This window comes from Amycolatopsis sp. YIM 10, assembly GCF_009429145.1.
Lineage (GTDB): Bacteria > Actinomycetota > Actinomycetes > Mycobacteriales > Pseudonocardiaceae > Amycolatopsis.
Map to the genome: position 1 here is coordinate 9885127 of NZ_CP045480.1, position 25743 is coordinate 9910869.

At 70.2% G+C, this 25743-nt stretch carries 27 protein-coding genes; 13 read left to right on the forward strand and 14 right to left on the reverse strand.

Translation table 11 applies throughout. From position 1 onward, the window contains the following. Positions 1-191 precede the first annotated feature (191 nt). Positions 192-2645, forward strand: coding sequence for a helix-turn-helix transcriptional regulator (locus YIM_RS46000; protein ID WP_153036317.1), 2454 nt, complete (start codon positions 192-194; stop codon positions 2643-2645). On the opposite strand, the gene YIM_RS46005 is transcribed toward YIM_RS46000, so the two are convergent. The 4 genes from YIM_RS46005 to YIM_RS46020 form a co-directional block, all read right to left on the reverse strand. Then, positions 2587-5082 (reverse strand): acyltransferase domain-containing protein, encoded by a 2496-nt coding sequence (locus YIM_RS46005; protein WP_153036318.1) that lies wholly within the window; start codon positions 5080-5082, stop codon positions 2587-2589. The genes YIM_RS46000 and YIM_RS46005 overlap by 59 nt on opposite strands. Then, positions 5082-6824, reverse strand: a complete 1743-nt coding sequence (locus YIM_RS46010) for an SDR family NAD(P)-dependent oxidoreductase (protein WP_153036319.1) — start codon at positions 6822-6824, stop codon at positions 5082-5084. Before YIM_RS46010 ends, YIM_RS46005 begins: the two co-directional genes overlap by 1 nt. 255 nt (positions 6825-7079) lie before the next feature. Beyond that, positions 7080-7748, reverse strand: coding sequence for a phosphate signaling complex protein PhoU (phoU, locus tag YIM_RS46015; protein ID WP_153036320.1), 669 nt, complete (start codon positions 7746-7748; stop codon positions 7080-7082). 86 nt (positions 7749-7834) lie between these two features. Continuing rightward, the gene (locus YIM_RS46020; RefSeq protein WP_370468934.1) at positions 7835-9373 is read right to left on the reverse strand and encodes an LCP family protein; all 1539 of its coding nucleotides are present in this window, start codon (positions 9371-9373) and stop codon (positions 7835-7837) included. 511 nt (positions 9374-9884) lie between these two features. On the opposite strand from YIM_RS46020, the gene YIM_RS46025 reads away from it, so the two are divergent. Next, positions 9885-10196 carry a hypothetical protein gene (locus tag YIM_RS46025; protein WP_153036322.1) on the forward strand — a complete coding sequence of 104 codons (312 nt, stop codon included), beginning with the start codon at positions 9885-9887 and terminating at the stop codon, positions 10194-10196. A gap of 301 nt (positions 10197-10497) precedes the next feature. On the opposite strand, the gene YIM_RS46030 is transcribed toward YIM_RS46025, so the two are convergent. The 3 genes from YIM_RS46030 to YIM_RS46040 form a co-directional block, all read right to left on the reverse strand. Further along, complete coding sequence (locus tag YIM_RS46030) at positions 10498-11139, reverse strand: GGDEF domain-containing protein (RefSeq protein WP_153037693.1); 642 nt, start codon at positions 11137-11139, stop codon at positions 10498-10500. A 93-nt stretch (positions 11140-11232) separates the two neighbouring features. Continuing rightward, positions 11233-11661, reverse strand: a complete 429-nt coding sequence (locus YIM_RS46035) for a hypothetical protein (RefSeq protein WP_153036323.1) — start codon at positions 11659-11661, stop codon at positions 11233-11235. 4 nt (positions 11662-11665) lie between these two features. Then, positions 11666-12304 carry a 1-acyl-sn-glycerol-3-phosphate acyltransferase gene (locus YIM_RS46040; RefSeq protein WP_153036324.1) on the reverse strand — a complete coding sequence of 213 codons (639 nt, stop codon included), beginning with the start codon at positions 12302-12304 and terminating at the stop codon, positions 11666-11668. Positions 12305-12357: 53 nt separating this feature from the next. Between YIM_RS46040 and YIM_RS46045 the strand changes: the two genes are divergently transcribed. The 3 genes from YIM_RS46045 (at position 12358) to YIM_RS46050 (ending at position 14049) form a co-directional block, all read left to right on the forward strand. Beyond that, positions 12358-12945 (forward strand): TetR/AcrR family transcriptional regulator, encoded by a 588-nt coding sequence (locus YIM_RS46045; RefSeq protein ID WP_153036325.1) that lies wholly within the window; start codon positions 12358-12360, stop codon positions 12943-12945. A gap of 424 nt (positions 12946-13369) precedes the next feature. Beyond that, on the forward strand, positions 13370-13570 hold the full coding sequence (locus YIM_RS48830) for a hypothetical protein (RefSeq protein ID WP_194239968.1): 201 nt from the start codon (positions 13370-13372) through the stop codon (positions 13568-13570). Beyond that, on the forward strand, positions 13567-14049 hold the full coding sequence (locus YIM_RS46050) for a helix-turn-helix domain-containing protein (protein ID WP_194239969.1): 483 nt from the start codon (positions 13567-13569) through the stop codon (positions 14047-14049). The genes YIM_RS48830 and YIM_RS46050 overlap by 4 nt, the downstream gene beginning before the upstream one ends. A gap of 62 nt (positions 14050-14111) precedes the next feature. Here the strand turns inward: YIM_RS46050 and YIM_RS46055 are convergent, their stop codons facing one another. After that, entirely contained in the window at positions 14112-15020 is a 909-nt protein-coding gene (locus tag YIM_RS46055; protein WP_153036327.1) for a DMT family transporter, read from the reverse strand. Between the two features lie 85 nt (positions 15021-15105). On the opposite strand from YIM_RS46055, the gene YIM_RS46060 reads away from it, so the two are divergent. Further along, positions 15106-15675, forward strand: a complete 570-nt coding sequence (locus YIM_RS46060; RefSeq protein ID WP_153036328.1) for a TIGR03086 family metal-binding protein — start codon at positions 15106-15108, stop codon at positions 15673-15675. A 16-nt stretch (positions 15676-15691) separates the two neighbouring features. On the opposite strand, the gene pstB is transcribed toward YIM_RS46060, so the two are convergent. The 6 genes from pstB to YIM_RS46090 form a co-directional block, all read right to left on the reverse strand. Next, entirely contained in the window at positions 15692-16468 is a 777-nt protein-coding gene (pstB, locus tag YIM_RS46065; protein ID WP_153036329.1) for a phosphate ABC transporter ATP-binding protein PstB, read from the reverse strand. Positions 16469-16474: 6 nt separating this feature from the next. Beyond that, positions 16475-17401, reverse strand: coding sequence for a phosphate ABC transporter permease PstA (pstA, locus tag YIM_RS46070; RefSeq protein ID WP_153036330.1), 927 nt, complete (start codon positions 17399-17401; stop codon positions 16475-16477). A 3-nt stretch (positions 17402-17404) separates the two neighbouring features. After that, positions 17405-18451 (reverse strand): phosphate ABC transporter permease subunit PstC, encoded by a 1047-nt coding sequence (gene pstC / locus YIM_RS46075; RefSeq protein ID WP_153036331.1) that lies wholly within the window; start codon positions 18449-18451, stop codon positions 17405-17407. A 55-nt stretch (positions 18452-18506) separates the two neighbouring features. Next, positions 18507-19646 (reverse strand): phosphate ABC transporter substrate-binding protein PstS, encoded by a 1140-nt coding sequence (gene pstS / locus YIM_RS46080; RefSeq protein WP_153036332.1) that lies wholly within the window; start codon positions 19644-19646, stop codon positions 18507-18509. Between the two features lie 221 nt (positions 19647-19867). Beyond that, a complete protein-coding gene (gene mshD / locus YIM_RS46085) occupies positions 19868-20752 on the reverse strand; it encodes a mycothiol synthase (protein ID WP_153036333.1) in 885 nt (294 codons plus the stop codon). 10 nt (positions 20753-20762) lie between these two features. Beyond that, positions 20763-21509, reverse strand: coding sequence for a response regulator transcription factor (locus YIM_RS46090; RefSeq protein ID WP_153036334.1), 747 nt, complete (start codon positions 21507-21509; stop codon positions 20763-20765). A 186-nt stretch (positions 21510-21695) separates the two neighbouring features. Here YIM_RS46090 and YIM_RS46095 point away from each other — a divergent pair, with 186 nt between their 5' ends. From YIM_RS46095 to YIM_RS46120, 7 genes are all read left to right on the forward strand, one after another. Next, positions 21696-22574, forward strand: a complete 879-nt coding sequence (locus YIM_RS46095; RefSeq protein WP_228004431.1) for a DUF2993 domain-containing protein — start codon at positions 21696-21698, stop codon at positions 22572-22574. Between the two features lies 1 nt (position 22575). Continuing rightward, positions 22576-23061 (forward strand): thioredoxin family protein, encoded by a 486-nt coding sequence (locus tag YIM_RS46100; protein WP_153036336.1) that lies wholly within the window; start codon positions 22576-22578, stop codon positions 23059-23061. Positions 23062-23125: 64 nt separating this feature from the next. Beyond that, positions 23126-23227, forward strand: a complete 102-nt coding sequence (locus tag YIM_RS50195) for a putative leader peptide (protein WP_370468935.1) — start codon at positions 23126-23128, stop codon at positions 23225-23227. A gap of 92 nt (positions 23228-23319) precedes the next feature. Next, complete coding sequence (locus YIM_RS46105) at positions 23320-23754, forward strand: DUF4395 domain-containing protein (protein ID WP_153036337.1); 435 nt, start codon at positions 23320-23322, stop codon at positions 23752-23754. Positions 23755-23800: 46 nt separating this feature from the next. Continuing rightward, positions 23801-24637: a sulfurtransferase gene (locus tag YIM_RS46110; protein ID WP_153036338.1), complete on the forward strand. Its 837-nt coding sequence runs from the start codon at positions 23801-23803 to the stop codon at positions 24635-24637. Next, on the forward strand, positions 24637-24945 hold the full coding sequence (locus YIM_RS46115; protein WP_194239970.1) for a DUF1416 domain-containing protein: 309 nt from the start codon (positions 24637-24639) through the stop codon (positions 24943-24945). The genes YIM_RS46110 and YIM_RS46115 overlap by 1 nt, the downstream gene beginning before the upstream one ends. 173 nt (positions 24946-25118) lie before the next feature. Continuing rightward, a complete protein-coding gene (locus tag YIM_RS46120; RefSeq protein ID WP_153036340.1) occupies positions 25119-25742 on the forward strand; it encodes an FABP family protein in 624 nt (207 codons plus the stop codon). Position 25743 lies beyond the last annotated feature (1 nt).

The following is a 25743-nucleotide window of genomic DNA, read 5'->3' on the forward strand; positions in this document are numbered from 1 at the left end:
TCGACCCCTCCCACCTTACGCACGAAGCCGGGCGAAACCGGGCGAATCGGCCGGAAGCTGCCGATCTTGACCGTCGCGCCGACCTCGACAGCTTGTCGGATCCCACTCGAGCCGACCTCGATTCCCCGGAGTGACCCCTTTTTCTCGGCTAATTTCGCCTCGAACCCCGCACACGACGCAAAGGGGACATCATGCTGATCGCACGGGACGAGCAGATCGCGGTGCTCAAGGCACGGCTGGCCGGCGCGGAGTCGGGCACCGGGACCGCGACGGTGCTGACCGGGGGTGTCACCTGTGGGAAGACCACGCTGCTGAGCCAGTTCGCCGAACTCGCCGAGGACTCCGGCGCGCTGGTTCTTCGAGCCGGTTGCGCCCGCGCTGAGCAGCGCCTGCCCTTCGGCGCGCTCGCCCAGTTGCTGCCCGCGCCCGCGCTCGCCGACGAGCGGATCGCCAAGGCACTCGACCACGATCCCGACCGGATGGTGGCCGAGAACGAGCTGCTGCGGGTGTCGCGCGCGGTCGGCGCCACGCTGTTCGCGCTGGCGGAGGACCGGCCGCTGGCCATCCTGCTCGACGACGCCCAGTACTGCGACGCGCCGTCGATGAGCTGCCTGCTCTACCTGGTGCGGCGGCTCGGCGGACAGCGCGTGACCGTGGTGCTCACCGAGGGTGCCGGTCCGCTGGCGCTCGACCCGGCGGTGCGTGCGGAGCTTTCGCGCCAGCCGCACTTCGAGGCGCTGCCGGTGGACCCGCTGCCCGCCGGGAACGACCTCCCGCTCACCGGCGGCAACCCGCAGTTGATGCGCGGGCTGACCGAGGGCCGGTTCACCGAGGCGCTGCTCGGCTGCCTGCACCGGGCCGCGCCGTCGACGGTCGAGGTGCTGGGCGGTATCGCCGTGGTCGGCTCGGCCGAGGACGTGGCCGAACTGCTCGGGCGCGAGGTCGACGCCGACCTGCTGGCACTGCGGGCGAGCGGTCTGCTCAACCCCGGCGACCAGGCCCATCCGGATGTCGCGGCCGCCGCGCTGGGCACGTTCTCCCCGGAGGCCGCGGCCGACCTGCACGAACGCGCGGCCGTGCTGACCCACACCGCGGGTGCGGCGCCGGAGGTGGTGGCCGGGCACCTGCTGCGGGCCCCGCGCCTGCGCCCGGACTGGGCGGTCGCCGTGCTGAGCGACGCGGCCGACGCCGCGCTGCGCGACCAGCGCCCCGCCGACGCCGTCCGCTACCTGGAACTCGCGCGCACCATCACCACCGATCCCGCGCACCGGCTCGACCTGGCCGCACTGCTGGCCAGGATCACCTGGCGGCTCGACCCCGGGCAGTCCGCCCGGCACCTCGAACCGCTGGTGACCGCCGCCCGTGACGGCAGACTCGCCGGCCGCGACACCACCGAACTCGTCGGTTACCTGCTCTGGCAGGGAAAGCACGACGAAGCGCTGACCGGTATCCGCGGCCTGGCCGGGGACGCGCACCAGCTGGCACAGGCCGAACTCTGGCTCAGCACCACCTATCCCGGCCTGAAGCGGCGGATCCGGTTCGACCAGCTACTGCCCGGCGGGCAGACGGGCGCCGTGCCGAGACCGACCGTGCTCGGCGCCGAGCACCTGCTGCAACGCTCGCAGTTCGGAGAACGCGACCAGATCTCCCCGCAGGAGGAGTTCGGCGCGCTGCTCACGCTGATCTACGCGGGCAGGCTGGACGCCGCCGCGCACTGGGGACGGCTGCACCACCTCCGGCTGCGCACCACCAGCCGCACCGGCCAGGCGCTGCTGGCCGCCGTCCGTGCGGAAATCGCGATGCGCCAAGGAGAACTGACCGTCGCGCACCGCGAGGCGAGCGAGGCGCTGCGGGTGCTGTCCGAACGCGGATGGGGTGTCGGCATCGGCTTGCCGCTGGCGAACCTGCTACTGGCGCTGATCGGCATGGGACGGCTGGACGAGGCCGCCGAGGTGGCCGAGCGGCCGGTGCCGCAGGCCATGTTCGACACCCGGTTCGGCCTGCACTACGCCTACGCGCGCGGGCAGTACAGCATGACCATCGGCAGGCACCAGGCCGCGCTCGCCGACTTCCTGTTCTGCGGTGAGCTGATGCAGAACTGGGGCATGGACCAGCCGTCGGTGGTGCCGTGGCGGACCGGTGCCGCGCAGGCCTGGCTCGAACTGGGCAATCGCGGGCAGGCGCGCAAGCTGGTCGACGCCCAGCTCGCGCTGACCGGTCTGGAGCAGCCGCGGGTGCGCGGGATTTCGCTGCGGGTGCTGGCCGCGGCGAGCGAACCGGGGCAGCGGCCGCAGCTGGTCGCCGAGGCGGTCAAGCTGCTGGAAGCCGCCGGTGACCGGCTCGAGCGGGCCAAGGCGCTGCAGCTGCTGGCCGGTGAACGGCGTCCGCAGGCACCGCGGGTCAAGCCAAAGCCGGTGCGCCCGGCCGGGGAAGTGGTGCGCGGGCTGGAAAAGCTCAGCGAGTCGGAGAGCCGGGTCGCCGCGCTCGCGGTGTGCGGCTGCTCGAACCGGGAGATCGCCGGGAAGCTCTACATCACGGTGTCCACAGTGGAGCAGCACTTGACCAGGGCGTACCGGAAACTGGGCATCAAGCGGCGGTGTGATCTGCCGATCGAGCTGCAGACGCTGGCGATCCGGAGTGCGTGAGGTCGATCCAGTACCGCTCGCGCTGGAAGGGGTAGGTGGGCAGCGCGACGCGGCGGGCACCGGGAAAGCAGGCGCGCCAGTCCACCGCGACCCCGCGAAGGTGCGCCCTGGCCACCTCGGCGAGGAACTGCCGCGGCCCACCGGGCTCGCCCGCCTCGGCGAACACGCAGCCCTGGTCGGCGAGCGCCTTGAGCGCGTGCGCGAACAGGACCGGCTGACGCAGGTTCCAGTACCAGTAGTCGGCGGTCAGCTCGGTGGTGTCGAACCAGTCGCCGGTGACCGTGGAGAAGAACGGCACCGCGGCCGGAACCGGCGTGATGCCGGCGAGCAGGTCCTTGACCAGCTGCTCGATCTCCTCCACGTGGGACGAGTGCGCGGCGTGGCCGACCGGCAGCCGCCGCACCCGGATCCGGTCCGCCTTGAACCGGTACATCAGCTCGTCCAGCGCGGTGGCGTCGCCGGTGACCAGCACCGAATCCGGCGCGTCGATGGCCGCCACGCCCACCCGGCCGGGCCAGAACCCGATCCGGTCCACCACCTCGTGCTCCGGCAGGGCGACCGAGACCGCACCACCGCGGCCGACGATGCCCCGCAACGCCCGCGCGCGCAGCGCGGCCACCTTCGCACCATCCTCAATGGACAAGGCACCGCAGACGACGGCTGCCGCGATCTCGCCGTCGCCGTGGCCGAGCACCGCGGACGGCCGCACGCCGAACGACTCCCACAGCGCCGCGACCGCGACCTGCACCGCCCAGCGCACCGGCAGCACCACGTCCACCCGGTCCGGCACCAGTTCGTTGTGCAGCAACTCGGTCAGCGACCAGTCGACGTGCGCGGCCAGCGCCCGCTCGCAGTCGGCGATCCGGTCGGCGAACACCGGGTGCTCCAGCAGTTCGTTGCTCGACCAGTCCAGTTCCCCACCGGGAAAGACCAGTACCGGCGCGGTGGTCTCGGCAGCCGAGCCGAGCACCAGGTTCGGCGCGGTGCGGCCATCGGCGAGCGCGGTCAGCGCGGCGCGGAACTCGTCGGGGTTCTCGCCGATCACCACGGCACGATGGGTGAATTCGGTTCGCTCGGCCAGTGAGAGCCCGATGTCCGCCGGCGCATCGGTATCCAAACAGGACAGAAGCTGGGTCGCGCGGGCACGCAGTGCGGCTTCGGACTTCGCCGAGAGCGGCCACGCCATCGGCAGGTCGGCGATCGGCTCGGCCGGCTCCGGCCGGACCGTCCGCCGCACCGACTCGATCAGCTCGGCCACCGGGCCCGGCCGTTCCGGCACGATCGCCAGCACCGGGTGCCCGAGCCGTTCCGCCTCGGAAAGTCTTTGCAGCAAAAGAACTCCGGCGCCTTCCGCCGGATCAGCGTCCACCGAGTCCACCGCGTCCGGGGTGGCCAGCACGCTCGCCCACCCGGCCAGCGCCATCGCCGACTCACCACGGCGCAGCGATTCGACGGCCGTCCGGCAGGCCTCGCCGGTCTCCACCGCGGGCCCGGCGAGACCGAACGCCTGCGCCACCCGCACCGCGGCGGGCATCGGCCGCGCGTCCATCGATGCCGCCCACACCAGTGATTCGTAGTGCCTGCCGTGCACGCCGGTGAACACGCCGACCTTCTCGCCGCGCATCCGCTCCGGGTCGATCCCGGCGTTTTCGAAGGCCTCCCAAGCGGTTTCCAGCAGCAGCCGATGCTGCGGGTCGACCACCAGCGCCTGTTCACCGGACATGCCGAAGAACGCCGCGTCGAAGTCTCCCGGCGCGCGCAGGAAAGCACCGCGCGGCGAGACGTCCCAGCCGCGATCCTCGGGCACCGGCCCGATCTCACCGGGGAAGCGCCCGCTCACCCCGATCACCGCGATCGGCTCGTCGACCGCGTTTTCGTTGCCGTCCAAGGCATAGGCGACCCCGGCACGCACGATCAGCGGTGGTGTCGCCGAGCCGAGCACCTCGGGCAGCACCACGGCGGTGGCCTCGTGCTCGTCGGCGAACACCAGGCGCTCCCCGCCGCGCGCCAGTTCCCTGGCGTGCTCGGTGGTGGTGAACGGCACCACCTGCGGCTCCGGCCCGTCCGCCCGGGGAGCCGGTGGAAGCGGATGCCAGCCGTCGTCGGTGGTTTCGGCGACTACCGCCGGTTCGACGATGCCGGTCGCGTGCTCGGTCCAGTCCTCACCGCGGCGCGTGTACAGGTGGACCGCGCGCATGCCGTTCTCCAGCGCGCCGACGCGCACCTGGAATCTCGCGGGCAGCAGCAGTTCCGCCTCGACGCGTAGTTCACGCACGTGCGCGCAGCCGACTTCGGCACCGGCGAGCGAAAGCAGTTCGGCCAGCAGTTCGCGGGGCAACGGCTTGCCCGCCAGCCACGGGTGGGTTTCCGCGCGGAGGTCCCCACAACACAGGAGCGCGCCGGTACCGGCGATCGGCTCGACCAGATCGAAAACCATCAGCCCACCTCGAGCGAGCGCGACGGTCGCGCGGGCACCGGCGGGCCGCTGATCTCGATCAGCCGATAGCCGTGCCGGCGGTAGGCGGCCAGGTTCCGCTCGAACGCCTCGGCGTTGCCCGCCGACGCCCGGACAAGCCGGCGCACGGTGATGCGGCCGGCGCGGAAGCGGAAGGTCAGCTCGTCGATCGCGGCCGGGTCCCCGGAAACCACCACCGACTCCGGGCCGTCGACCGCGAGCACCCCGATCCGGCCCTGCCAGCGGGCGATCCGGTCGGCCACCTCGCTCTCCGGCAGGGACACCGCGACCATCTCCTGCGAGCGCACGGCGATCGCCTTCGCGCCCTCCTCCAGGGTGAGCGAACCGCCGACCACCGCCGCCGCGATCTCACCCGCCCCGTGGCCGAGCACCCGCGCCGGGCGCACGCCGTGTGCCTGCCACATCGCGGCGAGCGCGACCATCGTCGCCCAGTCCCGCCCGTGCCGCGGATCGGTGTACTTGGCCAGCCGCTGCTCGCATTCGGCGTAGGTGGCGGCGAAGTCGGGCGAGCGGTCGCACAGCTCCGCGGCCAGTCCCGGCTGGTCGAGCCGGTCCGGGAAAACGAAGATCCGCAGGTCGTCGGTGCCGCGGCAGTCGTAGGCCAGCGCGTGGGCGCGGCCACCGCGAGCGCGGCGGCGCTCGGCGAGCGCGGCCAGGTAGGCGCTCGTCGCCGCCGCCGCGCCCTGTCCGGTGCGCCCCTGCACCCCGTCCAAAGTGGACATCAGCACGAAGGCGTCGAGTTCGGTGGCGGCGAAGACGCGGTCGAGGTTGCGTGCGCCGACGACCCTGGTGCGCAGATCGGCCGGGCGCAGTTCGGGCAACGGGCCGACGGCGTCGTGCCCGGCGGTGTGCACCACCGCGTCGATCGGCCCGAACTCCCGCTTGACCCTGGCCAGCGAGGCTTCGTCGGTGACGTCGGCGGCGGCCATGGTGACCCGGGTGCCGGCCAGCAGCTTGCGCAGCTCCGCCGCTTCGGTGGCCGCCGGACCACGACGGCTGACGAGCACGAGGTGCTGCGCGCCCTGCTCGGCGGCCCACCGGGCGACGCGGGTGCCGAGCGCACCGGTGCCGCCGGTGATCAGCACGGTGCCGCGCGGAACCCAGTCGTGCCCCGGCTCGCGCACGGTACGGGCCGCGCGGAGTTCGCCGTTCTGGATGGCGAAGCGGTTGTCACCACCGCGATGGGACAACGCGGTGGCGAACAGGCGCGCGGTCACCGCGTCGAAGTCGGCGGGCAGGTCGATGATGCCGCCCCAGCGGTGGGGATTCTCCAGCACGGCGGCGCGGCCGAGGCCCCAGAGCAGCGCCTGCACCGGGTCGCCGCCGTCGGTCATCGCGCCGCGGGTGACGCACCAGAGCGGCACGGACTGGCCCGCGTCGCCGAGCGCCTGCATCAGGTACACAGTGGACGCGACGCCGGGCGGCAGGTCCTTTTCCGGCGATTCCGCCAGTGCCAGCAGGGAGATCACCCCGGACAGCTCGCGGAAGATCCGGAAGCAGTCGGCCATCGCGTTGCGATCGCCCGCCGGGATGAGGATCGGCTCGGCGCCGTAGCGGCGGAGCACCGCGGCGAACCGGTCGCCGTCGTCGAGGTCGGCCACCACGATCGCCCAGCGGCCGGACAGCGCCGGGGTGCCCGACACCCGCCGCCAGTCGAGGCGGTGCCGCCAGCAGTCCAGCGCGTTGTCGATCCTGTCGCTCATTCCGCGGCCCTCCGTGAGAACGGCTCGATCTCGCTCGCGGAACCAGCATCCGGCCAGGCGGGGATACCGCCCACCCCTATCAGTCCGGTCGGCCCCTAACCGGGCGCCGTACCTCGGATCGCGCCCCGTACCGCCAGGGGTGCGCGCCCATATTCCGCAATCGAGAATCAGGGGGCGCAGGAGGCGGACATGAAAAATGTGGCTTCCGGGACGGTGTGCGTCCCGAAAGCCACATTCGTTACCGGAGCCGGCCGATCAGAGGTCGTCGTCGCCCGGGCCGTAGCCGGGCATGCGGCCGGTGACCACGAAGATCATCCGGCGCGCCACGGAAACCGCGTGGTCGGCGAAGCGCTCGTAGAACCGGCCCAGCAGGGTGACGTCCACCGCGGCGGCCACACCGTGCGGCCACTCGCGGTCCATCAGCACGGTGAACAGGTGGCGGTGGATGTCGTCCACCTGGTCGTCGTCGGCCTCCAGCTCCTTGGCCGCGCTGACGTCCTTGGTCTTGATCACCTGCTCCGCCTGTCGCGCCAGCCGCACGGCGATCTGGCCCATTTCGGCGAAGTAGCCGCGAACCTGCTCCGGCAGCACCGGCTCCGGGTGCCGCCGACGGGCCGCCTTGGCCACGTGCAGTGCCAGGTCGCCCATCCGCTCCAGGCTCTCCGCCGCGTGGATCGCCGCGAGCACGGTTCGCAGGTCGGTCGCCACCGGGGCCTGCAACGCCAGCAGGGCGTACGCCTGCTCCTCGCAGGCCGCCCTGGCGTCGTCGACCTTCGCGTCGTCGCTGATCACCTGCTCGGCGATCGCGAGGTCGACGTCGAGCAGGGCTGTGGTTGCCCGCTCCATGGCATCCGCCACCTGCACGGACATGGCCGCCAGTTTGTCGGCCAGTTGTTCGAGTTCGACGTGGTAAGCCTCGCGCATGCGGCCAACCATACGGCCACGACCACGCAAACGCCGCATCGCTGGGTGAACCCGGCGTGAACCCGGCCTAACGAATCTCGCCAGGGCTAGTTTCCGGGCTTCGCTTGGCCTTTCTGGGTGCCGCCCGTACTCGACGGCGGGGGCGCGGCCGGTTTCTCGTCCGGCAGCGGACCGTTCTCGATCAGCGCCGCGAACAGCTCCTTCGACTTCGCCTGGAGCAGTACCTCGTTGCCGCGCTCGTTCGCCTCGCCGACGGTCGGCACGGTGATGAACTTCACCGTGTTCGGGTCGAGGCCCTTCATCGACTGCGCCAGCGTCAGCATCTGGTCCACGCCGATGTTGTCGCCGAAGGTGGCCGCGGTGAACGCGTTGATGAACCCGGTCAGCTTGGCCCCGTCGAACAGGACGTCCTTCGACATGGTCTTCTTCAGCAGCGAGCCGATCACCAGTTGCTGGCGCTTGATCCGGCCGTAGTCGGAGGTGACGTCGCCCTTCACCTTCCGCGCCCGGACGAAGTTCAGCGCCTGGTCACCGCTGATCACCTGGTCGCCCGCCTGGGGAACGACCACGCCGAGCACCTCGTCGATCACCGGTTCCTCGATGTGCACCGGCACCCCGCCGACCACGTTGATCATGTCCTTGAAGCCGTGGAAGTCGATGCCGACGAAGTGGTTGATCTTCATCCCGGTCAGCTGCTGGATCTGCTTGGTGGTGCATTGCGGGCCACCGAGCGCGTAGGCCTCGTTGAGCTTGGCCTTCGCCTTGCCCGGCACGATCTCGTCGGAGTACTGGCCGGTGGCGGAGTCCCAGCGCTTGCAGTCCGGCCGGGTCACCTCCAGGTCGCGCGGGAAGCCGACCACGATCGCGCGCTTCCGGTCCGCCGGGATGTGGGCGATCATCAGCGAGTCCGACCGGGCACCGCCGACCGAGTCCGCGGTGCCGACGCCCTCCTCGGCCTCCGCACCCGCCCGGGTGTCCGAACCGGCGATGAGGAAGTTCTCGTCGCCGAGCTGGCCGGCCGCGTTCTGGATGTCCGACGAGTCCTCGTCGAGCGCGACGATCTGGTTGAACTTGCTGTTGAACCAGGTCTTCATGCCCCAGCCGGTGGCGCTGAGCACGAACATCAGGCAGGCCATCACGATCGCGGTGATCCGGCCCGCTTTCGCCGCGCGTTCCTGGTTGCGCTGCTTCTTCTCCTGCAGCCGGGTCTGCGGCGCGGGGCTCTCCTCGTGCTCGGCTTCCTCTTCCGGCTCGGGGCGCGGTTTGACCGCGTTCTCGCTGGGGTGCACGACGCGCTGCAGCTTCGTGCGGGTCTGCTCGATCAGCTTGACCGGCGCCGCGGTGAAGCGGGTGAGGCGCTCCTTGCGCTTGGCCTCTTCGGCGGCCATCTCGTCGTGCGCGGCGGAGAACCTGGCCAGCGTGTTGTCGATCTTGCGGCGGTACATCGTCGCGTCGTCGACCGGCTCCATCTGGTCGGTCATGATCAGCCTGTCCTCGGGGGACGGCCGTTCAGGACGCACCGGCTTGGGCCGCGGCGGCTGTTGCTGCTGCTGTTGCGACTGCTGCGGCGGGCGCGGCTTGGCCACCGGCGGCGTCACCGCGGTCTTGGCCTCAGCGGGCGGCACCGGCGGTCCCGACGGCGCGGGCGGCACCGGCGGTGCCGGTGGTCCCGATGGCGCGGGTGGCGCCGGGGGCACGGGCGGTGCCGATGGCGCCGCGGCCGCCGGTGGCACCGGGGGCGGCGGCTGACGACGCGGAGGCCTCGGCGGTGCGGGCGGCGTACGCGGCGGCGCGGGCGGGGATGGCGCCTGCGCCGATGGCGGCATGCCATTGGCAGGCGGCCCAGGCTGGCGACGCCGACCAGGCGACCGCCGCGGCGGCACCCCACCGGGCGCCGGATTGACCCCGGACTGCCGTCGCGGCGGCATCTCCTCATGCTTGTTCCGCGGCGGCGGCACCGGCCGCGGCAGCCCCGGCGAACTCGGGTGTCCCGCCCCAGGCACCCCCGCCGACCCAGCGCGACTCGGCGCGGGCAATCCCGATGAACTCGGATGCCCCGCCCCAGCCGAATTGGCGCGATTCGGTGCGGGCAGTCCCGATGAACTGGGATGTCCCGATCCGGGCAACCCAGCCGAATTGGAGTGGCTCGGCGCGGGCAATCCCGGCGAACTGGGGTGTCCCGGCCCGGACGAATCGGCGCGGCCCGGCGCGGGCAAACCCGATGAACTGGGGTGCCCCGGCCCGGACAGCCCGGACGAGTCGGAGTGGCTCGGCGCGGGCAAACCGGCTGAGCTGGGGTGGCCCGGCTCGGCCCGCCGCGACCGCACCGGTGGGGGCGGCGGAGGCTCGGGTTCCGGCTCCGGCTCGGGTACGGGTTCGGCCACCGGCGGTACCGGGTACTTCCCGGTCGCCTTGGCCATCACCTCGTTGACGCTGATGCCGCCGTAGGTATCCATGGAACGGCGCCGCGACCTGCGGGAACGACCGGTGCCAGAGGGGAGGTGATCGTCAGGCACTCAGTCTCCCTTCAGCACAACGGTGGTGAGTCGACCACGTTCCTCGACTTGACTCGGGGTGGCGGGCTCCGTGGATCATCGCCAGCCAGACGGCTTTCGTTATCCTACGGATACCCGCCGTTCGTGACGACACCATCCCGTGATGTTTTTACACACGGTGTGAGTTCAGCGGGTTACCGACAGGTTCCAGCCCGGTGGTTATCACCCGCAGTGGGAATTCGGGGCAATGCAAGTTACCCAGAGTGGCGAATCTGCCCGGGTATTTCCGAATCGGGATAGGCGACCACATTACGGCCCGCGCGCTTGGCCGCGTAAAGGAGGGCGTCGGCCTCACGAAGGCGTTCCTCGGCTGGTCCGGGCCGGGCCGTCAGCCCCGCACTGACCGTCACCGTGAGACCCGGCCGCACGCGATGCCAGGCGTACCGCGCCACGCGGAGCCGCGCGCGCTCGACGGCCGACAACGCCTCGCGGGCGTCCAAACCCGGCATGACCAGCACGAATTCCTCGCCACCGTAACGTGCGCAGAAGGCGCCACGCGGCAGATCCTGCTTCAGCAGCGCGGCTACGCTCCGGAGTACGCGGTCACCGATGAGGTGCCCGAAGGTGTCGTTCACGTGCTTGAACAGGTCGATGTCGACCATCGCGAGCGACAGGTGACCGTCGGCGAGGCGCGCCAGCTGCTGGTCGAGAAAGCGGCGGTTGTACCCCGCGGTGAGCGCGTCACGTTCGAGCGCGGAGCGAAGGTGCTGGTAGGCGCGTTCCCAGTTGCCCTGCGCCGCGAAAAGCGACGCGATCGTCTCGTGCAGCGCGGGCAGATCCGCGGCCTCGGTGTGGACTGCGATCCCGTCCTTTGACACCGCTTTCACCTCCGCCACCTGATGTTCGTCGTCGAGCAAGAGGCGGCGCTTGAGATATCGGGACGCGGCGAAGGCGAAAATCGCTCAACCGGACGACGAAGCGTAACCGGTTCACGATTTCGGACACGGAGCGAAGCCGTAAACCCGGCGATCGAGCAGAACTACGCGTTGTGAGGTGATCTGCTCACCGATGGCGGCGCCCGCGCGGCGGATCGTCAGCGAAACCGCCACCACGTACACCGAGCCGCGCGGCGGTTCGCCCCCGTCGGGTGACCACTCGGGGTCGGGGCGGGCGGTGGACATCGCCGGGTAGACGTCGAGCGTGAGGTCGCCGAGGTCGCAGTCCTGGCCGGTGAAGTCCGGGTGCTGCACGGTTTCGAGGAAGCGCTCCTGCTCATCGGGGCCCTGGTCGCCGGCGCGGTTGAAGTTGTCGAAGTAGCGGCCGATCAGGTCGGTGTCGGTCTCCTGCCGCGGCTTGAGCGGAGTCACTCCGCAGCCGCTGACCAGCAGGGCGAGCGCCAGTGCCACCGCTTTCCGCATGCGTTCAGGTTAGCGGGGAGCTGTTGTACTCCGGCGCGGTTTCCTGTCCCGACATCCGCTGGATCGCACGCATCACCTCGTCGGTGACCTCGCGGCGGGCCGGGCCCGACTTCGGCTGCCCGCTGCCGTGCACCGGCGGCCCGAAGGTGACGGTGACCCGGCGCGGGCGCGGCAGCTTCCGGCCGACCGGCTGGAGGCGATCGGTGCCGGTGAGCGCGACCGGCACCACCGGCACGCCCGCGGTCAGCGCCAGCCACGCGACGCCGGTGCGGCCGCGGTAGAGCCTGCCGTCGAGCGAGCGCGTGCCCTCGGGATAGATGCCGAACACCTTTCCCTCGCCGAGCACGCCGAGCGCGGTCTCCAGCGCGCCCCGCGCCGCGTGGTGGGTGCCGCGTTCGACCGGCACCGCACCGGTGACGGTGAAGAACCAGCGGATCACCCGGCCCTTCAGCCCGGTGCCCTGGAAGTACTCCGCCTTCGCCAGGAAGTGGACCTGGCGCCGGGTGACCAGCTGGAGGACCACGCTGTCGATGAAGGACAGGTGGTTGCTGGCGAGGATGACCGGACCGGTGCGCGGCAGGTGCTCGTGGCCGCGCACGACCGGCCGGAAGACCAGGCGGAAGAGCAGTCGGAGAAGGATCACGTGCGCACTATAGCGCTTTTAGCGTCCGATCGGTCGGACGCTAAACTCGGCCGGTGAGCCCACGCCGTTCCGTCGCCGATGCCCGCGACACCCGGTCCGCGATCCTCGTGCGCGGGGTCGAACTGGCGACCGTCGAAGGTCTCGACGGCCTCACCATCGGGCGGCTCGCCGCGGAGCTGGGCCTGTCGAAGTCGGGCGTGCTCGGCCATTTCGGCGCCAAGGAGGCGCTGCAACTGGCGGTGATCGACACGGCGGCGGAGCAGTTCGGGCGGGAGGTGGTGGAGCCGAGCGCCGGCACCACGCCGGGCCTGCCACGCCTGCGCGCCCTGTGCGAGGCGTGGCTGACCCACCTGACCCACCCGTGCGGCAGCTTCTTCATCTCCGCCGCCGCCGAATTCGACCGCCGCCCCGGCCCGGTGCGCGACGCGATCGCCGGGATGAGCGCCCTGTGGGAGCGTGACCTGCGCATGCACGTCCGCCTGGCTCTCACCGACGGTGACCTCCACGGTGATGGCGACCAGATCGTGTTCGACCTGGTCGGCACCGTGCTCGCCGCGAACCACGCACTCCACCTGACCGGGGACGCCCAAGCCCTGCCCCGCGCCCGACGCGCACTGGCACGAAAACTCGGCCAGGACTAGAGACAGGTCTCGTCTTCGCGGTCGAGGCGCAGCAGATCCAGTCCCATCGCCCGGGTCGGCTGTTTGACCTCTTTGCCTGCGAACCCCTTGGCTGCCAACAGGGTTTGGCTGATCATCGGCTGGAACCGTTGTCTGTCAACCTGTTCCGAGGCGAACGACCGACCGGATCCCGGGCACGTGGCAATCTTTGCCCGCCGACGAATCCCGGGCTCCATATCCATGCCGTGAAAGCCACATCCACGGCGTAGCCCCGGTGCAATCCGACTGCTCTTTTCGGTGGAAATCCGGTGTCACCGCCCCGCGAGAACCCTTGTCCCGCAACGAAGCCGGTTCGCCCCCGCGGACTCGCCGGGCGCCGCTCGTTCCCTTCCCGCTTCCCATGATCGATAGTGGCATATGCCAGTATCAGTAGGAGGGGGTGGACATGGTTCAACGAAACCAGCGTGCCTTCGCCCGGTTGATCAGGACCAACCGGGCGCTTGGCACCGTGATGATGCGTCTGACCAGGGAAATCGACGACGCCGAGTTCGATGCCGCCGAGTTGCGGCAGCTCGCGGAGTTGCTGACGGGCCTGGCCGAGGAGGCGCGCGAGCGCGCCGAGCGGATCGAAGGAGCGGGCCGATGAGCGGCGTGGCCGTGGACCCGGACTTCGACCAGCCGTTCCGGGAGGCGCTCGGCGCGCGCCTCCGCCTGCTCCGGCGGGGGCGGCGGCTCAGCCGGGAACGGGTGTGCGCGCTGCTGCACAACGACATGTCGATCGGCACGCTGGGCAGCTACGAGTCCGGCGCCCGGCGGCTGACCGTGTCGCGACTGGTGGAGCTGTGCGAGGTGCTCGGCACCACCGCGCACGACGTACTCGCCGACGTGCACCGAGACCTGCGGAGACCCGGGCCGCGCATACGGATACGGCTCCGGGTGATCACCCGCGCGCGGGATCCGGAGCTGCGCCCGCTCCGCGCCTGGGCGGAGGCCAGGGTGGCGCTGCTGCCGCCGGGCCCGGAACCGGAGATCGAACTGGACGAAGCCGCACTCCGCGAGGCCGCCACCCTGTGCGGCCTTAGCCCGACCGAATTACTGCACCTACTCCGGGAGGAATCTTGGTGATCTGCCACAGCGAACGACGATGGATCGCTCGTGTTCGGTCCGACCTCAGCTGGCGAACCTGATCAGACCTCGGGCCTGGCGGAGCGGGTGGCGCCGATGGAGGCGGCGACCACGCAGCAGATCGCGAGCCATTGGGGCAGGTGGAGCGCCTCGCCGAGCACGATCAGACCGGCCACCGCGGCCACCGCGGGTTCCAGGCTCATCAGGATGCCGAACACCCGCGGCGGGATCTTCCGCAGGGCCTCCAGCTCCAGCGAGTACGGGATCACCGACGAAAGCAGCGCCACCATCAACCCGATGAACAGGACCCAGGGGTCCAGCAGGTTCGCCCCGCTTTCGATGACGCCGGTGGGCATGGCGACCAGCGCACCGAACGCCATCGCCAGCGCCAGCCCGTTGCCCTCGCTCGTGCGGTTCCCCAGCGCCGCGCCGAGCAGGATGTAGGCGCCCCAGCAGAGGCCCGCCGCCAGGGCGAAAGCCATCCCGAGCAGGGAAATGTCCCCGCGCGTCTCCGACAGCAGGATCACCCCGCCGGCCGCCAGCAGCGCCCACAGCGCGTCCCGCCAGCGACGGGAACCGGCCAGCGCGACACCCAGCGGGCCGAGGAACTCGATGGTCACCGCGATGCCCAGCGGGATCCGGGCGATCGCCTGGTAGAAGAAGATGTTCATGGCGGCCAGCACCAGGCCGTACCCGAGCACCACCGGCACCGCCCGGCGCCCCATCCGCAGCGCCGGGCGCCAGATCAGCAGCAACACCACGGCCGCGAAGAACAGGCGCAGCGTCACCGTGCCCGCCGGCCCGGTGATCGCGAACAACTGCTTCGCGAAAGCGGCCCCGACCTGCACACTCACGATGCCGATGAGCACCTGCAGGGTCGGCGGCACGGCGCCGAGCGCCCGCCCGGCGAGCGCGATGAGACCCGGCCGGGGCAGCGGTTCCCCCGCACCGCCGATGTACGCACTGACCATGGGTACGAACGTACCAATCCACTCCGACGGTCCCGGATGCCGCAACCTATTGGAATGGAGCGTTCCGTTCTGATACACTCATGGCATGTGGAAGAAGACGCTCGAAGCAGCCCATCAAGCCCTCCGCACCGCCGTCGACGGGGTTCCCGGCAACGGCTGGCAGTTGCCGACGCCGTGCGAGCAGTGGAACGTGACCCAGGTCCTCCAGCACGCCGCCGGGGATCAGCTCGGGTTTGCCGCGTTCCTCACCGGCGGTGACGGGCCGACCGAGGATCCGTTCGCACCTTCGGGTGATCTTGACGGCCGGGACCCGAGACAGGTCGTCGAGGCGGCCATCGAAGCGGCCGCCAAGGCCTGGGCGACGGTGGACGACAACGCCACCGAGGTGCCGGTGCCCGTGCCGCCGAACAGGTTGCCGGTGGCGATCGGGGCCGGGGCCTGCGCGCTCGACGCCGCGGTGCACGCCTGGGACATCGCGATCGCCACCGGGCAGCCGTCGCCGCTTTCCGACGAGCTGGCGCGCGACCTGCGGCCGACGGCCGAGGCGATCGTCGAGCCGCTGCGCGCCTATGGCGCCTACGCACCGGCCCTGAACAGCGAAAACGGCGGCGAGGCCGCGGAGTTGCTCCGCTACCTCGGCCGCCGTCCTCGGTAAACGACCTGGAACGACCTCAGCCGAAGCGACCGGAGATGTAGTCCTCGGTCGCCTTCTGGTCGGGGTTCGAGAAGATCTTCTCGGTGTCGTTCAGCTCCACGAGCTGCCCCGGCTGGCCGACGCCCGCCAGGTTGAAGAAGGCCGTCTGGTCCGACACGCGCGCCGCCTGCTGCATGTTGTGCGTGACGATGACGATGGTGAACTCCTTCTTCAGCTCGGCGATCAGGTCCTCGATCGCCAGCGTCGAAATGGGGTCCAGCGCCGAGCACGGCTCGTCCATCAGCAGCACGTCCGGCTGCACGGCGATCGCCCGCGCGATGCACAGGCGCTGCTGCTGACCACCGGAGAGGCCCCCGCCCGGCTTGCCGAGCCGGTCCTTGACCTCGTTCCACAGGTTCGCGCCACGCAGCGCGCGCTCGGCCACCTCGTCCAGCTGCTTCTTGTTCTTCGTGCCCGCCAGCTTCAGCCCGGCCACCACGTTGTCCCTGATCGACATGGTGGGAAACGGGTTCGGCCGCTGGAAAACCATGCCGATGGTGCGCCGGACCTGCACCGGGTCCACCGAGTTCGCGTAGATGTCCTCGCCGTCGAGCAGCACCTGGCCCTCGACCCTGGCCCCCGGGATCACCTCGTGCATGCGGTTCAGCGTCCGCAGCACGGTCGACTTGCCACAGCCGGACGGCCCGATGAACGCCGTCACGTTCCGCGGCGGCACCGACAGCGTCACGCTGTCCACCGCGTGGAACTTGCCGTAGTAGATGTCCACGTCCTTGACGTCGATGCGCTTGGCCATCAGTTCCTACTTCTTCTTGGGGGCGACCAGGCGCCCGATGAGCGTGGCCGCGAGGTTGATCAGGGCGATGATGAGCACCAGCGTCAGCGCGGCGCCCCAGATGCGGTCGAAACCGACACTGCCCTCGGTCATCGAGTTGGTCGCGCGCTCGTTGTTGATCAGCAGCGGCAGCGAGGCCATTTCACCCTGGAACATGTCCCAGTGCACGAAGGACGAGTAACCGACCAGCACCAGCAGCGGCGCGGTCTCGCCCATCACCCTGGCCAGCGCCATCATGATGCCGGTGATGATGCCGGACAGCGCGGTCGGCAGCACCACCTTCACGATCGTCTTCCACTTCGGCACGCCCAGCGCGTAGGAGGCCTCGCGCAGGTCGTCCGGCACGATCCGGAGCATCTCCTCCGAAGACCGCACCACCACCGGGACCATCAGCAGCACCAGCGCCAGTGACACGGCGAAGCCGTTGCGCGGCAGGCCCAGCGTGGTGACCCAGAGCGCGTAGATGAACAGCGCGGCCACGATCGACGGCACCCCGGACAGGATGTCGACCATGAACGTGGTCACCTTGGCCAGCCGGGTCCGGCTGCCGTACTCCACCAGGTAGATGGCCACCAGCAGGCCCAGCGGCACCGCGATGAGCGCGCAGACCAGGCCCTGGAGCAGGGTGCCGATGATGGCGTGCAGCACACCGCCGCCGACCTCGTCGGAGAGCACCAGCGAGAAGTCCTCGGTCCACCAGTTGGTGAACGGGATGCGGGTGATCCCGCTCTCGATCACCGTCCAGAGCACCCAGACCAGCGGGATGACGGCGACCAGGAAGGCCAGCCAGACCAGAACGGTCGCCACCCCGTTCTTGGTCTTGCGAGCCAGGCTGACCTGCTGGAACGCGGGCGTGACGGCCGGGCGTTCGGCGTCCGGAATCGTCGCGGTCATGGCTCAGTCCCCCTTCTTGTCGCCGATGATGGACCGGGCCGCGAAGTTGACCACGAAGGTCAGCAGGAACAGCACCAGACCGGCGGCGATGTAGGCACCGGCCGAGGTCACGTCGTTGAACTCCGCGTAGTTCGAGGCGATCTTCGAGGCGAAGGTGGCACCGCCGTCGAACACGCTCCAGTCGAAGGTCCGCCCGACCGGGATGAACAGGATGATCGACAGCGCGATCGTCTCGCCGAGCGCGCGGCCGAGGCCGAGCATCGACGCGCCGATGTAACCCGCCTTGCCGAACGGCAGCACGGTGGTCCGGATGACCTCCCAGCGGGTGGCGCCCAGTGCCAGCGCGCCCTCGATCTGCGCGGTCGGCGTGCGCTCGAAGACCTCGCGGGTGAGCGAGGTGATGATCGGCAGCAGCATCACCGCGAGCACCACGCCGGCGGTGAAGATGGTGCTGCGGATGTTCGGCGCGATGTTGCCGTCGCTGAAGATCGGGATCCAGCCGAAGGTGTCGTTGATCCACTGCGAAACCGGCTCGATCGCCGGCGCCAGGAACAGCAGGCCCCACAGGCCGAAGATGATCGACGGCACGGCGGCCAGCAGGTCGATCACGTAGGCGAACGGCCGGGCCAGCCGCGGTGGCGCGTACTGGGTGAGGAACAGCGCGATGCCCAGCGACACGGGCATCGCGATGACCAGCGCGACCAGCGAGGTGGCCACGGTCACCGACAGCAGATCGGCGATGCCGAACTTCAGGTTCTTCGAATCCCCGGTCTCCCAGACGCTGGAGAAGAAGCTGACCTGGTTGGCCTGCAGCGCGGGAATCGCTTGCAGCAGCAGGAACAACCCGATCAGCCCGATCAGGATGACCACGAAGATGCCGCTGCCGGTGGTCAGGTTCTTGAAGATGCGGTCGCCCGGCCGGACCTTGCTGCCCTTCCGGGCGTCGGCGGGGGCTGGTTGCTCGGAAATCGGACCCTCCGGCACGGATGCGGACGGCGGACGCCCACCGGTGTCACCAGTGGGCGTCCGCGTCGAGATTGGCTCGTTCATCGGCATGATCGCCTTGGCCTGTCTCTACCCTCGTCTCAAGCTGTCCGCAAGCAGGTCAGGCGATGGCCTTGACCGCGGTCAGCACCTTGTCCTGCAGGCTCTGCGGGATGGCCACGTAGCCCTTTTCGGCCAGCGGCCGCTGTCCGTCGGTGGCGGACACGTTCAGGAACGCGCGAACGGCCTTGGCCACCTCGGGGTCGGCGTACTTCGAGCAGACGATCTCGTAGGTGACCAGCAGCAGCGGGTAGGTGCCCGCCACCTTCGAGGAGTAGATCGCGTCCAGGTCGAGCGCGAGGTCGTTGGTGCCCTCGGTCTTGAACTTGGCGGCGTCCAGGGTCTTGGCCACGTTCTCCGGGGTCAGCTCGACCGCACCCGCGCCGCTGTCGATCAGGGCCGGCTTGACGCCGTCCTTGGCGAAGGCGGCCTCGACGTAGGTGATCGCACCGTCGGCGGCCTTGGTGGCCTCGACCACACCGTTGGACTTCTCCGCGCCGTTGCCCACGCCGCCCTTGAACTGCTTGCCGGCGCCCTGGGTCCACGCCTGCGGGGCGGCGGCCTTCAGGTACAGCTGGAAGTTGTCGGTGGTGCCCGACTCGTCGGAGCGGGAGACGACCTGGATCGGCTTGGCGGGCAGGGCCAGGTTCTCGTTGCCCTTGACCGCCTTGATCGCCGGGTCGTCCCAGGTCTTGATGGTGCCGTTGAAGATCTTGGCGGTGACCTCGGGGTTGAGCACCAGCTTGTCCACGCCCTGCAGGTTGTAGGCGACCGCGACCGGGCCGACCACCAGCGGGAGGTTCCAGGCTTCGCTACCGGCGCAGCGCTGCTTGGCGCTCTCCACCTCGCCCTTCTCGGCGCTCAGCGGCGAGTCCGAGCCGGCGAAGTCGACCTGACCGGCGATGAACTGCTTGACCCCGGCACCGGAACCGCTGGGGTTGTAGTTCACCTGCTGACCGGAGCACTTCTTCTGGTAGTTGATCGCGAAGATGTCGATCGCGGCCTTCTGGGCCGACGAACCTTCCGCCGAGAGGGTGCTCTTGCCACCGCATTCGACCTGGGCGGTGCCCGACGGCGCCGCCGCGGCGCCGGTCTGCGGGGCGTTGGTGTTGGTCGCCGCGGGGTCGGAGCCACAGGCCGTCAGCACGAGGGCGGCGCCCGCCACCAAGCCGATGACCGCGTGCGGCCGCTTGATCTTCACTGCATTTCCTCCGCGTGGAAGAGAGTCCGGGGGTTTGGGCCGCGGCGGCTGGCCGCGCCGATTCCGGACAGTAGGCAGCGACAGTGGACGGATGACCGTCAACAAATGAACGGAAGGTGAACAAGGCGGCCATTGTGAGCAGTGCTACTAGACTCGACAGCCGCTCGTGTCCTGCCCGTGACCTGGGTGTTTGCCCACCGTGACGAGGTGCTGGCTCCGGGTTAACGGGAATATTGCACGTCGACCTCGTGGCGTTGGAAACCCAGTTTCGTGTACACGGCGACGGCCGGGGCGTTGTCACCTTCCACGTACAGGATCACCTGCTTCAGGCCGCGCTCACGCAGATAGCGCAGGCCGGCCAGGGTCAGCGCCTTGCCGAGGCCGCCGCCCTGGGCTTCGGGATCGACGCCGACCACGTACACCTCACCGACCGGCTCGCCGCCGAACCGGGTCGGGTTCGGCGGGTGCACCTTCGTCCAGTGGAAGCCGATCACGGTGCCTTCCGCTCCGTCGCGTTCGGCGAGGAAGAAGCCGTCGGCGTCGAACCAGGACTCCCGCTCGGTGGCGACCAGTTCGCCGACGGTCAGCGCGCCCTGCTCGGGATGCCAGTCGAAGGCCCGCGCGTTCACCGCGATCACGGCCTGCTCGTCCCGGCCGGGCTGGAAGGTGCGCAGGGTGACCCCGTCGGCGAGCTCGGGTTCCGGCCACTCCTGGTCCTCGACCCGCGCGCTGAGCACGAGGAGTTCCCGCGCGCGCCGCAGTCCGAGGTTCGATGCGATCCGGGCGGCACCGGGGTGATCACCGTGCGCCCACACGCGGAGTTCGCCGTCACGGGCCAGCAGTTCCCGCGCCATCGCGGTGCCGTGACCGCGACGGCGGTGGTCCGGGTGCACGACCAGCTCGGCGACCTGGCGGCCGAAGGAGTCCCCGCTGGTGTCGAGATGGGCGTAACCGACCAGTCGCCCGTCCTCGTACGCCGGCAGGTGCAGCCCGCCCGACGGCGGCTCGACCTCCTCTGGCCGTCCGTCCGCGGCGCGGGCGGCGAGCAGCAGCTCGCGCACCGCGCCGGCGTCGTCCAGTTCCTCCGACCACACCGCGTTCAGCATGCCGCCAAATCTAGCGGCGGGTGTACTCCTGCTGCGGCACCTCGACCGGCGGCTCGGCGGCCATCGGCTTGCTCGCGCCCTTGACCGGGCGCTCGAACTTGTAGCCGACGTTGCGCACGGTGCCGATCATCTGCTCGTGCTCCGGGCCGAGCTTGGCGCGCAACCGCCGGACGTGCACGTCGACCGTGCGGGTGCCGCCGAAGAAGTCGTAGCCCCAGACCTCCTGCAGCAGCTGGGCGCGGGTGAACACCCGGCCGGCGTGCTGCGCGAGGTACTTGAGCAGCTCGAACTCCTTGTAGGTCAGCTCGAGGGTGCGCTTGCGCAGGCGGGCGGTGTAGGTGGCCTCGTCGATCACCAGGTCGCCGATGCGGACCTCGGCGTCGGCCTGCTGGCTGCCGCCGTCGCGGGTGCTGACCAGCCGCAGCCGCGCGTCCACCTCGGCCGGGCCGGCGGTGGGGAGCATGATGTCGTCGGTGCGCCACTCGGAGCTGACCGCGACCAGGCCACCCTCGCCGACCACGGCGATCACCGGGGTGGCGGTGTCTTCGTCGCCGGCGCCCTTGAGCAGGCGGCACAGGCTCTTCGCCGAGGCCAGGTCGGTGCGCGCGTCCAGCAGGATCACGTCGCGGTGGCCCGCGTCGAGCAGGGCGGTGACCTCCGGCGGCCGGACGCGTACGGTGTGCGGCAGCAGATCCAACGCGGGAAGCACCGAAGTGGCATCAGGTTCCGCGGTCAGCACCAGCAGGTCCAGGCTCATCGCCACACCGCCTTATCGTTGTCGCGAGCAGGCCGCTTCGGAGAACGGCTCGGGTCGGTGCTGAGTGAGAATAGCGACTGAACACGGGAAAGACATAGCGCTGCCGCCTTGGTCACATCCGATCACGGCAGCTTGCGTCGATCCAGAACCAGTGGTGAGAGGAAGCGCGGACGAGTGAGTGGCCCGGTGACCCAGTACGACACGAGCGCCCCGCAGCCCGATCGGCGACCGCGCGGGAGGCGGGCTCGGCGGATCATCATCGTGGTGGTCGTGCTGGCCGCGATCCTCACAGCGGCCGACTTCGGCGCCGCCGCGTTCGCCGAGCACACGGTCTCGCAGAAGGCCCGCGAGCAGTTCAAGCTGACCGAGGACCCGTCGGTCACCGTGCACGGTTTCCCGTTCCTCACCCAGGCCATCGGTGGTGAGTACGGTCACATCTCGCTGTCCGCCGCCGGGGTACCGATCCAGGACCTCCTGCGGGACGTGGAGCTGAAGGCGGACCTGCGCGACGTGACCGCCCCGCTGTCCGACCTGACCGGCGGCAAGGTCGACTCGATCAAGATCGGCACGCTGGAGGGCCAGGTCAAGATCAAGGACAGCGACATCGCCAGGGTGGAGCCGCTGACCAAGATCGAGAACCTGAAGATCGACCCGGCCAGCGACGACTACGTGCTCAACGGCGGTTCCGACCCCGACGCGCCGACCACCATCGAGCCGGGCGACGAGTCGGAGGACGACGCCTCGGCCGGGGTCCGCATGTCGGGCACCCTGCAACTGGCCGGTGAGAAGCTGGAGCTGTACTGCTTCGCGATGATCGAACTGGACGGCGCGTCGATCCACATCACCCCCGAGCGGCTCCAGTTCGGGAATGACGGCGAGACCACCGTCGTTCCCCCTCAGGTGCAGAAGGCGCTGCTGCCCAACTTCAAGGCCACCATCGACGCCGGCAGCCTGCCGTTCGAGGTGACGCCGAAGGCGGTCCGGGTGGAGCAGGGCGCGGTGATCCTGAAGGGCGAGGCGAAGAACGTCACCTTCGCCGGAGCCGGAGCGAACGCGGGAGGGTGACTTGGTCGGCATCTGGGTGCTGCTCGGCACGCTGGTCGTGGCGACCGCGGCCGGTCTCGCGCTGCAACGCCGCAACGGCCGGATCAAGCTGGCCGAGCCGGCGAGCGGGCCGACTGAGCCCGAGACCGAGCCGGGGAACGAGGCAGCTCGGGCGGGCAAGACCGGGCGTGAGCTGCCCGCGCCGGTGGCCGCGGCGCTCGACCCAGCCGCCGCCGTCACCCTGGTGCAGATCTCCACCACCTTCTGCGCGCCCTGCCGTCAGACCAAGGCGCTGCTGACCCATCTCGCCGGCCAGACCGACGGGCTGCGTCACGTCGACCTCGACGTGACGAACCAGCCCGAGGTGGCCCAGCGCCTCGGCGTGCTGCGGACGCCGACCACGGTGGCCTACGCCCCCGACGGCCGTGAGCTGCTCCGCGTCGGCGGCATTCCGAAGGCCCCTGAGCTGCTGAAAGCCCTCGAACCGCACCTCCAGCTGTCCGCATAGCGGGATCCGTCCCATCAGGTGAGCACTGTTCCCACTCTGAGGGAGCGTGGGTACCCTGGCGCTCGTGCACTCGCCACAGCCGGACTCCACCATGCGGCGCTGGTTCCTGACCCAGCGGCGCGCGGTCGACCTGTGCCGGGTCCGCAGCAGCCTCTGTCGCCGCTGACGCGGTCACCGCATCGGCGGTGACCCGCTTTCTCCCAGCTCATCCCATGTGTGTTCGCGCGCGTTCGCGCCTACCCGAGCCCAGGAGGTGACATGTCGGCAGGACCAGCGGTCGATCCACGAGGCCCCCGCTTCGCGGCCATCCTCACCACGATCGTGCTGGCCGTCGTGCTGGTCACCGGCTGGTGGCCGTTGCTGGCCGCCCAGACGGTGGTCTTCGCCATCGGCGCCTTCATCGGTCTCAAGCCGGCGCCGTACTCCCTGCTCTACCGCTACCTGGTCGCCCCGCGGCTGAAGCCGTCGAGCGAGCGGGAGGACGCGGCGCCACTGCGGTTCGCGCAGGCCGTCGGCTTCGTGTTCGCACTGGTGGGCACGGTCGGCTACGCCACCGAGATCACCGCGCTCGGGGTGGTCGCCACGGCGTTCGCGCTGTTCGCGGCCTTCCTGAACGCGGCATTCAACTTCTGTCTCGGCTGCGAGATGTACCTGCTGATCCGTCGGTTCACGCCGACGGCGAAGCCCACCTGAACGCCGGAAACCCCAGTCCCGAACCCAAGAAAGGCAGTGCCGCTCCATGAGCCGTGAAGACGTGCTGGTCACCACAGCATGGGCAGAAGAGAACCTCGACACCCCCGGTGTGGTCTTCGCCGAGGTCGACGAGGACACCACCGCCTACGACGGCGGGCACATCCGTGGCGCGGTGAAGTTCGACTGGCGCAAGGACCTGCAGGACCCGGTCCGCCGCGACTTCGTCTCCAAGGAGGGCTTCGAGGCCCTGCTCTCGGAGAAGGGCATCGGCAACGACGACCGCGTCATCCTCTACGGCGGCAACAACAACTGGTTCGCCGCCTACGCCTACTGGTACTTCAAGCTCTACGGCCACGACAACGTGCAGCTGCTCGACGGCGGCCGCAAGAAGTGGGAGCTGGACGGGCGCCCGCTCGACACCGGTGACGTCAAGCGCGAGCGCACCGAGTACAAGGCCAAGGAGCAGGACCACTCGATCCGGGCCTTCCGCGACGAGGTCGTCCAGGCCATCGGCGCGAACAACTTCGTCGACGTGCGGTCGCCGGACGAGTTCTCCGGCAAGCTGCTCGCCCCGGCGCACCTGCCGCAGGAGCAGTCCCAGGTGCCCGGCCACATCCCGGGCGCGCTGAACGTGCCGTGGGCGAAGGTGGCCAACGAGGACGGCACCTTCAAGACCGAGGAAGAGATCAAGGAGCTGTACGCCGCGGAGGGCCTCGACGAGTCGAAGCCGACCATCGCGTACTGCCGGATCGGGGAGCGCTCCTCGATCGCCTGGTTCGCCCTGCGTGAGCTGCTCGGCTACCAGAACGTGAAGAACTACGACGGATCGTGGACCGAATACGGCTCGCTGGTCGGCGTGCCGGTCGAGACGGGAGCGAAGTGATGGCTGACGACGGTTGCGGCGCTCCGGCGCAGGAGGCCACCCCGGCCGATTTCGACACCAACGGCCAGGTCGTGCTGGCCGGCAAGGTGACCGGCGACGGCGGCCCGATCGGCGGCGCGTTCGTGCGCCTGCTCGACTCGGGCGGCGACTTCACCGGTGAGGTGGTCTCCTCGGCCGACGGCGACTTCCGCTTCTACGCGGCGCCCGGCGAGTGGACCGTGCGGGCGCTGCACCGCACCGGAAACGGTGAGGCGAGTGTCACCGCCGAAGGCCCCGGCCTGCACCGGCTGGCGGTCGCGGTCTCCTGACCACGGCTTTTGCGCGAGGGGCTCTCCCAGCCGGGAGGGCCCCTCGTTTTGTGTCCGGTTATCCTGCTCGCGTGCATATCTTCTTCACGGTGCTGCTGGTGCTGTCGGGAGTCCTCGTGACGTGGTTCGCCGCGTACGTGGTGTACCGCCTCTACACCGACAACCGCTGACCCATGACCTCCGGCGACGACGCGATCCAGGCCGCGGCAGAGCGCGCGGAGCAGACGCGCGGGCTCAACCTGCCCCCGTACGGCGCTCTCCCTGACCTGCCGATCCCGGCGGACACCGCGAACCTCCGGGAAGGCCCCGAGCTGCACGCCCAGTGCGTTCCCCTGCTGCCGCTCGTCGGCGTCTGGCGTGGTGAGGGGGAGATCAGCTACCCCACCATCGACGGCCCGCGCCGGTTCGCCCAGCAGCTGACCATCGCGCACGACGGCCGCCCGTTCCTCTACCACGAGGCGCGCTCGTGGCTGCTCGACGAGAACGGCGAGGTCATCCGCCCGGCCGCGCGCGAGACCGGCTGGTGGCGGCCGCAGCCGGACGACTCCTTCGAGCTGCTGCTCGCGCACAACACCGGCATCATCGAGCTGTTCTACGGCGAGCCGCGCAACCTGACCTCGTGGGAGATGGCCACCGACGCGGTGGTCCGCAGCACCTCGGCCAAGGAGGTGACCGGCGCGAAGCGGCTGTACGGCCTGATCAACAACGCCGACCTCGGCTACGTGGAGGAGCGCGCGATGGTCGGTCAAGAGATGCAGCCACACGTTTCCGCCTACCTCCGTCGCGTGGTGGGCTGAG